The organism is Sphingobium sp. BHU LFT2, from assembly GCF_018604485.1.
GTDB lineage: Bacteria > Pseudomonadota > Alphaproteobacteria > Sphingomonadales > Sphingomonadaceae > Sphingobium > Sphingobium yanoikuyae_A.
In genome coordinates this window covers 857,860-870,695 of the sequence record NZ_JAFCGW010000001.1, presented here as the reverse complement: position 1 = coordinate 870,695, position 12,836 = coordinate 857,860, and the positions used below count along the sequence as shown (strand labels likewise).

Sequence of the window (12,836 nt, the reverse complement as noted above, 5' to 3'; positions counted from 1 at the left end):
GGATAAGGGCCAAAGGTGGTCGGGGATAGCCCCGGGCAGCTCGGGTCGTTTTTGGCTGATTTGTACAACCCACTGGTAAGATGAGTTAAGGAGTGTCGTTGCCGAATGGCCTATGCTGACCACTCGCAAGGATCGAGTCGTACGATATCGATCGTCATCGTCGCCCTGATTCACGCTGTTCTCGGCTATGCCTTCGTCACCGGTCTTGGCATGAAATATGTCAAAAAGGCGGCGGAACAGCTGAACGTGATCGACGTGAAGGAGGAGCCCCCGCCACCGGACGAGGAGCCGCCGCCGCCGCCGCCGGACAAGCCGATTGAGCCTCCGCCGGTCGTCGCGCCGCCGCCGATCGTCCAGACCCCGGCCCCCGCGCCGCCGATCCAGACGGTTCGGACGCCGCCGCCGGTGTTCAATGAGGTTCCGGTGCCCGCACCGCCGCCGGCCCCGCCGCCGCCGCCCGCTGCAAAGCAGGCTGCAAAGGGCGTGTCGCCGCGTGGCAATCCGGGTTCCTGGGCAACCACGGAAGACTATCCTTCGCGCGCTCTGCGTGAAGAAAAGCAGGGGACCACTGGTTTCCGTCTTGAAGTGGGCGCCGATGGCCGTGTCACGAGCTGCACCGTTACGCAGTCGAGTGGCTCGCCTGAACTGGACGACGCAACTTGTAAGCTGGTTTCCCGCCGCGCGCGCTTTAGCCCCGCGGAAGATGACCAGGGTAACAAGATCCCGTCGACCTACGCGAACCGCATTCAGTGGCGGATCCCGCAGTAATTTAAACGGGAGGGCAGGCGCCCGGCGCCGCTCTCCCCTTTCACGATCCTTTTGAGAGGGAAGTCTTGAACATGTTGATGTATCTCGCAGCCGCGGCGCCCAAGCCGGAAAACCCGTACGGCCTGATGGAAGCCCTGGAGCAGGGCGGCACCATTGCCTGGACCGTCTTCATCATCCTCTGCGCCATGTCGGTCGGCACTTTCTACATCCTGTTCACCAAGCTGATCGAACAGCAGAAGGTGATCAGCCAGGGCAAGAAGATCCGTGCGACCTTCTGGCGCGCCGCTTCGCTGAAGGAAGCTTCGGCCAAGCTCGAAAAGAACTCGGCCTACAAGCAGATCGTCGATGACGGCATCAAGGCTCAGGAAGAGCATGGCAAGCTGAAGGATCCGGTCGAAGCACATGACTGGCTGCACGGCTCGCTGGCTCGCTCGGAAGCCGCGATCAACTCGTCGCTCGGTGGCGGCCTGGCGTTCCTCGCCACCGTCGGTTCGACCTCGCCGTTCATCGGTCTGTTCGGTACCGTTATCGGCATCTACCGCGCTCTGATCAAGATCGGTGCTGCCGGTCAGGCCTCGATCGACGCCGTTGCCGGCCCGGTCGGTGAAGCTCTGATCATGACCGCGCTGGGTCTGGCCGTGGCCGTTCCCGCCGTTCTGGCCTACAACTTCCTGCAGCGCCGCAACAAGGCGATCTCGGAACAGCTGAACGGCTTCACCGTCGACCTGCTGGCCTACCTGGTTTCGGACGGCGCCGTGAAGCCGACCGTTGCTGCCGCTCCGGCCGCTGCTGCTGCCAAGCCGGCTGCTGCGCCGACCAAGGCCTAATCGCCTTAAGACGCCGGTTCGGGCGCCGGGTGGCGGCTGCGACCACCCGGCCCCTGCCGGACAGGGGCCCCGGTTAACGGGGCACCTACGACACCAAGGTTAGGATTGTATCAATGGCAATGAGTGTTGGCTCCGACGGCGGTGACGACAAGCCGATGTCCGACATCAACACGACGCCGCTCGTCGACGTCATGCTGGTGTTGCTCATCATCTTTCTCATCGCGGTCCCGGTCGTCGTCCAGACGGTCGATCTGCAACTTCCCAAGGTGGCGTTCGAGCCGACCACGACGAAACCCGAAAATGTTTCCTTGTCGGTCACCTCGGCGCCCGACGGCAGCTGTGCGGTTTACTGGAACCTGACCAAGGTCAGCTCCGACGAACTGCTCGATCGCGCCGTCGCCAAGCTGGAAGCGGACATCAAGAAGGCTGGTGGTGTTGAAAATCTGACGCCCGAGGATCTGCCCGAAGTGCATATCCGCGGCGACATCAATACCCCCTATCGTTGCATCGGCGGCACCATCTACACGATGCAGCGCGCCGGTTTCCCGAAGGTGGGCTTCATCTCCGAACCGGAACCCGGTTCGACGACGACCCGCCTCTGATCGGCCGCATAAGGAGAATTCGTTATGGCCATGAGCATGGGCTCCGATGATGGTGAGCCGATGGTGGAAATGAACACGACGCCGTTGATCGACGTCATGCTCGTTCTCCTCATCATGTTCATCATCACCATTCCGATCCAGACCCACGCGGTTAAGATCGATCTGCCGCAGAGCGCGCCTCCGAGCGACAATGTGGTCGACCCTGTCAAGAACAAGGTCGCGATCGATGCCGGCGGCGTGATCAGCTGGAACGGTGCGCCGATCGACCTGCTGACCCTGCGTCAGTATCTGCAGCAGTCGCTGCGTCTGCCCGTCGAGCCGGAACTGCAGTTCCAGCCGAACGCGCAGACCCGCTACGTCGTCGTTGACGAGGTGCTGGCGGAGATCAAGCGCGCGGGCGTGACCAAGCTGGGTTTCGTCGGCAACGAGCAGTATAGCTCGTTCTGATCCCTGATCGTCCGGGGCCCGTCGGTCTCAGACTTCCCGTCTCCGACCCGTCGGACGATCAATCGGACCACAGACCAGGGGCTGCTTCGGCAGCCCCTTTTTTGTGCCCGTCCGTCTCCCGCTTAACATTTCCCTTACCTTCCTGCGCGATGCTGAAGGGGAATGGGTGGATGTGGACCATGGGCGCTGAACGACTGACCGAATTGGAACGCAGGGGCCGGCTTGCCGAACGGCGCGACGTTGTGATCAGCGTCAAGGTGCGGCGTCCGGGCGAAACCTGGTTCACCAGCAATATCGCCGATATGTCGCTCACCGGCTTTCGCCTGCACAGTTTCATGAAGCTCACCGTCGGCAGCGAATTGTGGATCATGCTGCCGGGTTTCGAGGGCCGTCGCGCCCGCGTTCAATGGGTGCGCGCGCATGAATCGGGCTGCACCTTCGAGCGCCCGCTCCATCCCGCCATCTTCGATTATATCGTCCAGCGCTGCCTCGCCGGTCGCTGACCGCGCGTCCGGCGGGACGGCGGTTCAGCCGTCCAGCTGGTCCTGGAATTGCAGGCTGGCCAGCCGCGCATAAAGACCGCCCAGCGCCACCAGCGTCGCATGATCGCCCTGTTCCACGATCCGTCCCCGATCCAGCACGATGATCCGGTCGGCGGCCCGCACGGTCGCCAGCCGATGGGCGATGACGATCGTCGTGCGCCCCTGCATCAGCCGGTCGAGCGCATCCTTGACCAGTTGCTCCGATTCCGCGTCCAGCGCCGACGTTGCCTCGTCCAGCAGCAGGATCGGCGCATCGCGCAGCAGCGCGCGGGCGATCGACACGCACTGACGCTGCCCACCCGACAGCCGTGCGCCGCCTTCGCCCAGATGGCTGTCCAGCCCCTGGGGCAGGGCGCGCAGAAAGGCCTCGGCATTGGCCGCCCGCGCCGCTGCCCATATCTCCTCGTCGCTCGCATCCCATTTGCCGTAGCGCAGATTGTCGCGGGCAGACGCGGCGAAGATCACGCTGTCCTGCGGCACCATCGCCATGGCGGCGCGCAGCGCTGCCGGATCGGCGGCCGGCAGCGGCACATCGTTCAGCCGCACTTCGCCCTGGTCGGGATCATAGAAGCGCAGCGCCAGCTGGATCAGCGTCGACTTGCCGGCGCCCGAAGGTCCGACCACCGCCACCGTCTCGCCCGGCGCAATGTCGATCGTGACGCCGTTCAGCGCCGCCTGGTCGGGCCGGGTGGGATAATGGAAATGGACATTGTCGAAACGCAGCCGCGCGCCCTGCGCCAGCGTCGGGATCGCGACCGGTGCAGCCGGTGCGGCGATCGCCGGCTCGGCCACCATCAGCTCGTCCAGCCGGCTCGCCGCCCCGGCGCCACGCAACAGGTCGCCCCAGCTTTCCGACAAGGATCCGAACGCGCCGGCCACCAGCCCGCCGGTCAGCACGAAGGCGGCGATGCTGCCGCCCGACAGGCGCCCGGCCGCGACATCGATCGCGCCCAGCCACAACACGCCGGTGATCGATCCGAACACCAGGGCAAAGGCGATCGCGGTCATCACCGCGCGGAGCAATATGCGCTGCCGGGCGGTGGCAAAGCCGCTCGCGACGGTCGCGTCGAACCGGGCCGCCTCGCGTCCTTCCTGGCCAAAGCCCTGGACGATCTTCATCGCGCCCAGCACTTCGGTGGTGACGCTGCCGACCTCGGCCAGCCGATCCTGGCTGGCGCGCGACAATTTGCGCACTCGCCGGCCCAGCGTCACTAACGTCAGCACGATCACCGGTATGCCCAGGATCAGCAGCCCCGCCAGCTTGGGCGCCAATATGAACAGATAGATGAGGCCGCCAATGCCGGTGACCAGGTTGCGCAGCGCGACCGACACGGTCGATCCCACTACCTGGTCGATGATCGCGGTATCCGCCGTCATGCGCGAGGCGATCTCCGACGGCCTGTTTTCCTCGAAGAAGGCCGGCGCCTGGCGCAGCAGATTGGCTTGGGTTGCGCTGCGAATGTCGGCGACCACCCGCTCGCCCAGCCAGGACACGAAATAGAAGCGCAGCGCGCTTGCCAGCGCCAGGATCACGACGAGCAGGAACAGATATTCGAACCAGCGGCTGATATCGCCACCGCCGGTAAAGCCCTTGTCGATCACCAGGCGAAAGCCGCTCGGGATCGCCAGCGTCGCTGCGGAAGAGACGATCAGCGCGGTCAGCGCCCCGACGATCCGCGCCGGATAGCGCGTCGCAAAGCGCCACAGCATGGCCAGACTCGACAGGGCAGGGCGATCGGCGCGGCGCGGCGCGGGTGCGGTGGCATCCTCCATGTCGGGGCGTTAGCAGCGCGGCGCGCCCGCCTCAATGGGCGGGCGTGATCCCGCCGCTTAGGCCGCCGGTGCGATCCGTTCGGCCAGCGCCATCAGGCGCGGCGTATCCGCCTTGCCGGTCAGCGCATAGGCCATGTCGCCGGCCTCCCAATAGGCGACCGTGCCGTCGCGCCGTTCCGCGATCAGCGGCTGCCCTTCCGCCGGCGTTTCCGCCCGGTCGGCGAACAGCGACAATTGCTCGCCCTTTTCGGTGGTTAGCGCGATCGCGATCGCCGGGCTGTCGGCGGTCGGGAACAGTTGCACATCCCGCACCTGCCAATTGGCGGGCAGGCGCGGCAGCACGATGCCGGTCGACCGCCGGATTTCGGCATCGTCCAGCTTGGCGCTCTCGACCTGCGACGCCATCTGCTGGCGCAGAAGGCCGGCGCGGCGCGATGCGGCCGCCTCGTCCAGGAAGGTGCTGGCCTGCGCCGCCTGGGGAAATTCGCCCAACGCGCCCCGGCCGATCCACCCCGTCGCCAGCAGCGCGGCGATCGCCGCCGCCCGGCCGACATGGCGCCAGCCGCGCCCGGCCTCATTGTCATTGGCCACCGGTCGCGACATGTCGCGGCGCCGGCCGACCAGCGTCCCCTTGGTGCCGTCATGCTTCAGGCGGAAATCGATATGCGGCCAGCGCTTGCGCCAGCGGCGCGCGACCAGCCGCTCGCCCGGCCGCGCGGCATCGTCCAGCAGCACTACGCCATTGGGGGATAGGCGGGCGAACAGGCTGTCGGCGGCGCCCCGCACCAGCGGATGCACGCTCCAGGGCGGGCCATCGATGATGATCAGGTCGATCTGCTCGGGCAGCCGATCGATCGCATACCAGCGGCCCGGCCAGTCGGCGCTTTCGTGGGTCAGCGGCGCATGGCGGATATCCACGTCCAGCGCATGGTCGGCCAGCCATTGCCGGGTCGCGTCGACAAAGCCGCCATGCTGATCGAAACTGTGCAGCTGTCCGCCGCCATGCAATTGCAGCGCCCGCGCGGCGATCAGCGAGGATGCGCCCGCGCCCAGTTCGACGACATGTGCCGGCCGCAGTCGCGCAATCTCGCGCACGATATGGCGCAGGAAACCGACATCGGCCTTCCAGCTTCCCAGATGGGGCAGCGCATCATGGGGCAGTTTGAGTTCGTCCAGCAGCGCGCGCTTGTCCGCCTTGCGCCCGCCCGACAGGCTTGCGAGCAGCCAGGGCCAGCCGATCGCGCCAAAGGTCAGGCGCCATGCCATGTCGGAAGTGCGGCGGGACAGGTCATCGGTCACCGGTTCGGATTCATTCAGCGAGAGGAAGCCGGTCAATTCACGGGAAGTCACGGGGAAATACGCTCCTGTCGCAAAGGCGGGGACTATGCCGGCCGTCCTGTTTCACGCATATGACGCCGGTCGAATTGGTCAAATCATCACGCAGGAAACGCCGATGACCCGTATAATTTCCGCGACGGTCGAACGCTGGCCGGTGGCGGGCGCCTTCATCATCAGCCGCGGCGCCAAGACGGAGGTGGACGTCGTCGTCTGCACCGTGGGTGACGGCGATCATGTCGGGCGGGGCGAAGGCACGGCCATTTATTATGAGGGGGAGACCGCACAGGGCTGTGCGGCGGCGATCAACGCCTATGCCGGGCCGCTCGATCGCGAGGCGCTGTTGCAGGCGATGCCGCGCGGCGCCGCGCGCAACGCGCTCGACTGCGCGCTGTGGGACTTGGAGGCGAAAAGGGCCGGCGTCCCGGTCTGGCAACTGGCCGGCCTTGCCGCACCGACGCCGCTGCCCACCGCCTTCACCATCAGCCTGGGCGAACCGGAGCGGATGGAGGCCGATGCCCGCGCGGCCGTCGCGCGCGGCTTTGGCCTGCTCAAATGCAAGCTGACGGGGGAGGGCGATCATGCCCGCATCGCCGCCGTGCGCGCCGGCGCACCCGGCGTCCGGCTGATCGTCGACGCCAATGAAAGCTGGCATGATTGCGACATCGTGGCGGAGGCGGCGGCGCTTGCCGAACTGGGCGTGGAAATGGTGGAGCAGCCGATCCTGCACGGGCGGGAGGACAGGCTGGCCGGCCTGCGCGCGCCGTTGCCGCTCTGCGCCGACGAAAGCTGCCACACCCGCGCCGATCTCGACCGGCTGGGCGATTTCGACGCGGTGAATATCAAGCTCGACAAGGCCGGTGGCCTGACCGAAGCGCTGGCCCTGGCGCAGGCCGCGCGGGCACGCGGCTTTCGCATCATGGTCGGCTGCATGCTCGGCACCTCGCTCGGCATCGCGCCTGCCGCGCTGGTGGCGCAGGGGGGCGACTGGATCGATCTCGATGGCGCGCTGCTGCTGGCGAAGGATCGCGACGGCGCCCTGCCGCTGCGCGACGGCCTGCTCCACCCCGGCACCCTCTGGGGCCAGGGCTGAAACCATTCCTCCCCGCGTGCGGGGAGGGGGACCATCCGCAGGATGGTGGAGGGGGCAGGCCGCCTGAAGCAGGGGGCGTCGCTTTCCTACTCGGCCATTCTCTGGTCTATCCTCGGCGATGCAATCCGCGTCATCGCCCGTCGCCCATGGGAGGCGTGACCCAAATGTCGCCTCAATGGCGCGTCATCGTCACCTGGTCGTGACCCGACTGTCGCGTGCCTGTGACCCCAGTGTCGCGCCTCTGTCGCGAGACAGGGGCGCGGGCGGTGCATATCCGGTGCAAACGGCCCGATTTGCCCGACGACACTGTGAACTTCGGACCTGTCGCGTCGGCGTGACCCTGCCAGCCCCGCCGATTGCGACAGATTGTCTTGGCTCAGTAACCCAGCGTCAGGCCGACGCTATAATATTTCGGGCCGACATTGGCCTTGGCACGCAGCTTGGGGATCAGCGGCATCGCCAGCGTCGCATAGGGGCGGGTATTGTCGCCGCTGAAGCGCACGCCCGCACCGATCGAGACCGACATGGGAATCGTATAGGCCGCCTCGACCCGGCCATAGAGCTTGGTGTCGCCATCGCGCAGATAGACGCCGCCGCCCGGCGTCAGGCTGAAGCCCGCCATGTCGAGCGCATAGCCGGCGCCGATCTCGGTGCCCCAATGGCCGTCGGCGCGGCCATAATTGACTTCGGCGCCCAGTCCCTCGGCATGGGCGGCAGGCGCCATAAGGGGGGCAGCGATCAGCAGGCAAAGGGCCGCCATCCGGTTCATTTTCATGGCAAATCCATATCAGTCATTGGTGATGGGTGGGTAAGGGCGCGGCCGGTCCCCGCCGGCAAGCGGAAAGGGGACCAGCCGAATCGGTCCTGCGGTGAAGCGAGGTGTTTCGCTCTATCCGTCGACGCGGCGCACCGGCTGCACCTCGGCATAGGGCATGATCGCCTTGCCGTCGGGGCTAGCGGTGAAGCTGGTCTGGGTTGGATAGGCGAACTCGATTCCCTCGGCATTGAACCGCTTCCAGATGGCGAGGCCGATGCGATGGCGCATCTGGAAATAGTCATGATGGTCGGGATCGGGCACATCGAAATTGAGCTGATAGTCCAGGCTGCTGGCGCCAAAGGCAATGATACCGGCATTGACGAAGATCATGCCTTCCGCCTCGACGATCTCCTTCAATATGGTGGGGATCGCTTCGGCCTGTTCCTCCGACGTCTGGTAGATGATGCCGATGGCATAGGTGACGCGGCGCTGGATCAGCGTCTGCAGGCTGGTGATTTCCTTCTGCAGCAGATTGGCGTTGGATATCACCTTCTTCTCGCCGCTCATCGCCCGCAGCCGTGTCGATTTCAGGCCGATCTTCTCGACCCGCGCCGTGGTCTGGTCATAGGTGATGATCTCGCCCTGGCGGAAGGGCTTGTCGAAGATGATCGACAGTGCCGCGAACAGGTCGGAGAAGATGCCCTGCGCGGCAAGGCCGATCGCGATGCCGCCGATGCCCAGCCCCGCGACCAGGCCGGTCACGTTGACGCCCAGATTGTCGAGCACCACGATTGCGGCGATCGCGAACAGGGCAAATGTCACCAGGATGCGGATCAGGCCCATCGCATTGGCCAGTGTCTCGCCCTGGCCATCCTCGGCCAGCGTCTTGCGCTCGATCAGGCCCAGGATGATCTCCCGTGCCCAGATCGCGGCCTGCACGACCACGGCGATGGTGAAGAAGAAGGTGACGGTCTTGTCCAGCGACGCGGGCGCATCGGCGAACACCACCACCAGCCGGGCCGCGACCATGACCATGAAATATTGCGTGGTGCGCGCCGCCGCGCGGCTCAGCACATTGCCAAGGCCCAGCGGGTCGCCACGCCGGCCGCGATGCTTGGTGCCGATCCGGCGCAACGTGGCGAGCGCCAGATAGATGATCGTGGCCGCGCCGATGGCGATCAGGATCTGGATATAATGAAGCTGGAACCAGGCGATGGTCGAATGCCACATTTCGGTGAGGTTGGGCGCACGCACACTGATGTCGATGCCGGGGTCGTTCTTGTTGGCCATGCTGATCCTTGATTGATGGTCCGTGGGCTCGATCAGGCCGCCGCTGCCAGCGGGGGCGCGTTGGCCAGATCGTCGAGGAACGCGATCAGCCCGCGTTCGTGACGCGACAGATAGCGCGTCCGGCGCGGCAGGCGAAGCCCCTGCCGCCATTCATCCTGTCCGTCCTTGCACAGGGCGATCAGGGCGGGGTGGATATAGGATTTGCGGCTGATCGCCGGCGTGTTGCCCAGCGCCGTCGCGACCGGCTCGATCATCTCCTTGAGCGAGACATGGCCCGCCGCCAGCGTCTCGAAGGCGATGGTCGATGCGCCCCAGGTGCGGAAATGCTTGGCGGTGAAGTCGCCGCCCATAGCCTGCGCGATATAGGCGTTGACGTCGCTCGAACTGATCGGATGCGCCTCGCCATCCTCGTCCAGATATTGGAACAGATGCTGGCCCGGCAGATCCTGCACCGCCCGCACGAATCGCAGCAGGCGGCTGTCGGTGATGCTCAATTGCTGTTCCTTGCCGGACTTGGCGCGGTAGCGCAGGGTCAGGCTGCGGCCATTCAGGTCGACATGCCGCCGCCGCAGCGTGGTCGCGCCGAAGCTCTTGTTGGTGGTGGCATAATGTTCGTTGCCGACCCGCAGCTTGGCGAGGTCCAGCAGCCGCACCACCGCCGCGATCGTCCGCGCCTTGCGCAGGCCGCGTCGCGACAGATCCTCTTCCATCTGCGCCCGCAAGCGTGGCAGGGCACGGCCGAAGGCGGGGCAGCCGGCATATTTTTCCGCCTCGCGCGCAGCCCGGAAATCGGGGTGATAGCGATATTGCTTGCGCCCCCGCTCGTCATAGCCGGTCGCCTGGATATGGCCGCGGGGGGAGGGGCAGAACCAGCAGTCGCGATAGGCCGGCGGCATGGCGATCGCATTCAGCCGGTCGATCTCGTCGCGGTCGGTGATGCGGCTGCCGTCCGCCGCGCGATAGGCCCATCCCTGCTTCAGTGCGCGCCGGCTGATGCCGGGCATGCCGTCATGGCTGTGGATGATGGCGGGGGACGACATGGGAACCGGGCGACCTTCTTTCTCCCGGTCCAACCCGTGATAATCGGCTTCGTTCCGCGTGCAGCCTGCCCGGCGCTGTCAGGACGGGCGCGATCGCAGCCGCTGCAGCCAGCCGGTGCCCCCGCCATAATGGCCGGTCCAGGGCAGCAACGGACGGCGCACCGTCGTCGCCTGGGCGCAGCCGACGATCAGGCTGATGACTGCCAGCGGGAAGGCCAGCATCATGGTGGCGGGCATGGCAAAGGCGAGGATGATGGCCGAAAACCCGCCGCCAAAGGCCGCCAGCGTCGCCCGCAGGTCGCCGTCGGGTCCGCGCAGCCAGAACAGGCAGCCCGTGACGCCCAGCGCGAACATGGCGATATTCTGCATCGCTCCGGCCGGCACGATCGCGCAGGCGGCGATCAGCCCGATCATCGCCAGAGATGCACGGCGCCACTGCCAGCCGCCGATCAGGCGGGTGAGCAGCGGATAGAGCAGCAATTCGCAGGTCAGCGCCGCCAGCAGGATCGCGCCGGGGGCTGCTGCGCCCGCGCCGTCCGCGATGAAGGCGACGACCGCGCTCGCCGCCCAGGGCAGCATCCGCGACGGCGCCATGCGGATATGGCTGACCCAGCCGGTCATGCCCGGCCGCAATGCCCAGCGTCGGTCGGCCTGCCGCAACTGGAAGGCGGACAGGGCAAACAGCATCTGCACGCCCCATGGCATATAGGCGGGGGACAGCAGCGGGGCAGCCAGGATCAATCCCAGCATCAGTCCCTGAAGCCAGCCCAAAATCCGCAATTCCATGGTCATGCCGTCACTCCCGCCTGCGCGCCAGGCTGTTCGAAGAACGGCACGCGTCCGGCGTCCTTGCGCTTGCGGGTCAAATAAGTGTCGAGGCTGATCTGGAGCGAGAGCATCATGAAGATGAAAGGCTGATAGGCGATGCCCACGAACAGCGACCCGATCATGTAGACGACATGGCCCTGCTGCAGCGCCACGGCGAAGGGCGCGATCCAGGCCTCATCCGGTCCGTCGCGCTTGCGATACATGCGGCGGATCGATTCGGTGCGGATGAAGCAGCTCAGGTGCAGCAGCGCCCACAGGAAGAAGCCGAAATAGCCCTGTTCGCCCAGCATCTCGAAATAGGCGCTGTGATAGGCACGGCCCTTGTCGGTGACCAGGCGGCGCTCGATCCGCTTCTCGTCGCCATCGCCGACCTCGCTCTGGGCGAAATAGGTGAAGCTGTTCTGGAGATAATTGTCGAAGCCACCGCCGCCCGGATGGGTCTTCACATAGTCGAGCGTCCACATCCACACCGCGACACGGGTGGAGGCGCTCTCGTCGCCCTGGTGATTCTCGATCGTCTGCATCCGCTTGGTGAAGCTGGCGGGCAGGAAGGGGATGGCGGCCAGCGCGGCAAAGGCCAGCAGCGGGCCATAGACGAATTTGCGCTTCGACCGCATCAGCATCATGCCGGCCAGGATCACCAGGCAGACCAGACCCGTGCGCGCTTCCGTGCCGACCGGCATCAGCATGCAGGCCAGGCACAAGGCATAGGCAAAGGCCTTCACCTTCCAGTCGGGCGGAAAGATGGTGCCATGCTGGGTCAGCCACAGGATGATCGGGATCAGCGCGATCGCCACGCAGGAAATGATGCTGCCCTCGTACAGGCCGCTATTATTGTCGACCATCAGATTGAGCACGCCATAGCCGCCGCCCGACAGCGCGGTCTTCATGCCGCCATTGATGATGATCGTGCTCGCGCACAGCACCATGAACAGCGCCAGCGCCTCGATCCGCAGCCGCGTGCGCAGCACCAGCGGCAGGAACACGGCAAAGACGATCGCCTTCCATACCCAGGCCCATTTGGTCGCGGCGTTGATCGGGAAATCGGCGGTCGCGGTCGTATAACCGCACCAGGCAAGCAGGACGAGCAGCAGCACCTGCCGCGCGGAAAAGCGGCAATCCTTCTTGTCGTCCACCACTATCCAGGCGCCGACAGCACAGACGAAGGCGATCAGCGAGATCGGGATCGAATTGAGCAGATAATAGCAGAGCCGCTGGGGTGAAACGATGTCGATATAGGCGTAGATGATGACCAGCAGGAAAGGCCGCTTGAATCCCATCAGGAAGAAGGCGCCCAGGAAGGCGATGAAGAACAGGTCACGCATCGGCGGCGTCTCCGTCCGGCGATGCCGGCGGGGTGTCGATGTCGCGATCCAGGTCCGGGCGCGACAGCAGCCGCCAGGCGGCCAGCAGGATGACGCCATGGCTGATCAGCAGGGATAGGGTATCAATCATTGCGTGTTTTGATCTGCCGGTTCTGGACTCTTGCCCCGGAAAATCCCTAGCGTGACAGAGTTGACGGGGCGTTAAACCT

At 65.7% G+C, this 12,836-nt stretch carries 14 protein-coding genes; 6 read left to right on the top strand and 8 right to left on the bottom strand.

Annotated elements, in window-relative coordinates:
• Window positions 1-105 precede the first annotated feature (105 nt).
• The 5 genes from JQK15_RS04340 (at window position 106) to JQK15_RS04320 (ending at window position 3,147) form a co-directional block, all read left to right on the top strand.
• A complete protein-coding gene (locus JQK15_RS04340; RefSeq protein ID WP_004209989.1) occupies window positions 106-768 on the top strand; it encodes an energy transducer TonB in 663 nt (220 codons plus the stop codon).
• A gap of 71 nt (window positions 769-839) precedes the next feature.
• Window positions 840-1,595, top strand: a complete 756-nt coding sequence (locus JQK15_RS04335; RefSeq protein ID WP_004209990.1) for a MotA/TolQ/ExbB proton channel family protein — start codon at window positions 840-842, stop codon at window positions 1,593-1,595.
• Between the two features lie 113 nt (window positions 1,596-1,708).
• Window positions 1,709-2,197, top strand: coding sequence for an ExbD/TolR family protein (locus JQK15_RS04330; RefSeq protein ID WP_004209992.1), 489 nt, complete (start codon window positions 1,709-1,711; stop codon window positions 2,195-2,197).
• 24 nt (window positions 2,198-2,221) lie between these two features.
• A complete protein-coding gene (locus JQK15_RS04325) occupies window positions 2,222-2,644 on the top strand; it encodes an ExbD/TolR family protein (protein ID WP_004209993.1) in 423 nt (140 codons plus the stop codon).
• 179 nt (window positions 2,645-2,823) lie between these two features.
• Window positions 2,824-3,147, top strand: a complete 324-nt coding sequence (locus JQK15_RS04320; protein WP_026108744.1) for a PilZ domain-containing protein — start codon at window positions 2,824-2,826, stop codon at window positions 3,145-3,147.
• 24 nt (window positions 3,148-3,171) lie between these two features.
• Here the strand turns inward: JQK15_RS04320 and JQK15_RS04315 are convergent, their stop codons facing one another.
• Window positions 3,172-4,959, bottom strand: coding sequence for an ABC transporter transmembrane domain-containing protein (locus tag JQK15_RS04315; RefSeq protein WP_214863663.1), 1,788 nt, complete (start codon window positions 4,957-4,959; stop codon window positions 3,172-3,174).
• A 57-nt stretch (window positions 4,960-5,016) separates the two neighbouring features.
• Window positions 5,017-6,309 carry a class I SAM-dependent methyltransferase gene (locus tag JQK15_RS04310; RefSeq protein WP_214863661.1) on the bottom strand — a complete coding sequence of 431 codons (1,293 nt, stop codon included), beginning with the start codon at window positions 6,307-6,309 and terminating at the stop codon, window positions 5,017-5,019.
• Between the two features lie 103 nt (window positions 6,310-6,412).
• On the opposite strand from JQK15_RS04310, the gene dgcA reads away from it, so the two are divergent.
• Window positions 6,413-7,387, top strand: coding sequence for an N-acetyl-D-Glu racemase DgcA (gene dgcA, locus JQK15_RS04305; RefSeq protein WP_214863659.1), 975 nt, complete (start codon window positions 6,413-6,415; stop codon window positions 7,385-7,387).
• Between the two features lie 376 nt (window positions 7,388-7,763).
• On the opposite strand, the gene JQK15_RS04300 is transcribed toward dgcA, so the two are convergent.
• From JQK15_RS04300 to JQK15_RS04275, 6 genes are all read right to left on the bottom strand, one after another.
• Complete coding sequence (locus JQK15_RS04300) at window positions 7,764-8,162, bottom strand: hypothetical protein (protein WP_004209999.1); 399 nt, start codon at window positions 8,160-8,162, stop codon at window positions 7,764-7,766.
• 114 nt (window positions 8,163-8,276) lie between these two features.
• Window positions 8,277-9,434, bottom strand: a complete 1,158-nt coding sequence (locus JQK15_RS04295; protein ID WP_214863657.1) for a mechanosensitive ion channel family protein — start codon at window positions 9,432-9,434, stop codon at window positions 8,277-8,279.
• A gap of 32 nt (window positions 9,435-9,466) precedes the next feature.
• Window positions 9,467-10,474, bottom strand: coding sequence for a DNA topoisomerase IB (locus JQK15_RS04290; RefSeq protein WP_214863654.1), 1,008 nt, complete (start codon window positions 10,472-10,474; stop codon window positions 9,467-9,469).
• Window positions 10,475-10,552: 78 nt separating this feature from the next.
• Window positions 10,553-11,266 carry a hypothetical protein gene (locus JQK15_RS04285; protein ID WP_214863652.1) on the bottom strand — a complete coding sequence of 238 codons (714 nt, stop codon included), beginning with the start codon at window positions 11,264-11,266 and terminating at the stop codon, window positions 10,553-10,555.
• Window positions 11,263-12,627 (bottom strand): putative O-glycosylation ligase, exosortase A system-associated, encoded by a 1,365-nt coding sequence (locus JQK15_RS04280; protein ID WP_214863650.1) that lies wholly within the window; start codon window positions 12,625-12,627, stop codon window positions 11,263-11,265. Before JQK15_RS04280 ends, JQK15_RS04285 begins: the two co-directional genes overlap by 4 nt.
• Window positions 12,620-12,757: a hypothetical protein gene (locus JQK15_RS04275; protein WP_004210005.1), complete on the bottom strand. Its 138-nt coding sequence runs from the start codon at window positions 12,755-12,757 to the stop codon at window positions 12,620-12,622. Before JQK15_RS04275 ends, JQK15_RS04280 begins: the two co-directional genes overlap by 8 nt.
• Window positions 12,758-12,836 lie beyond the last annotated feature (79 nt).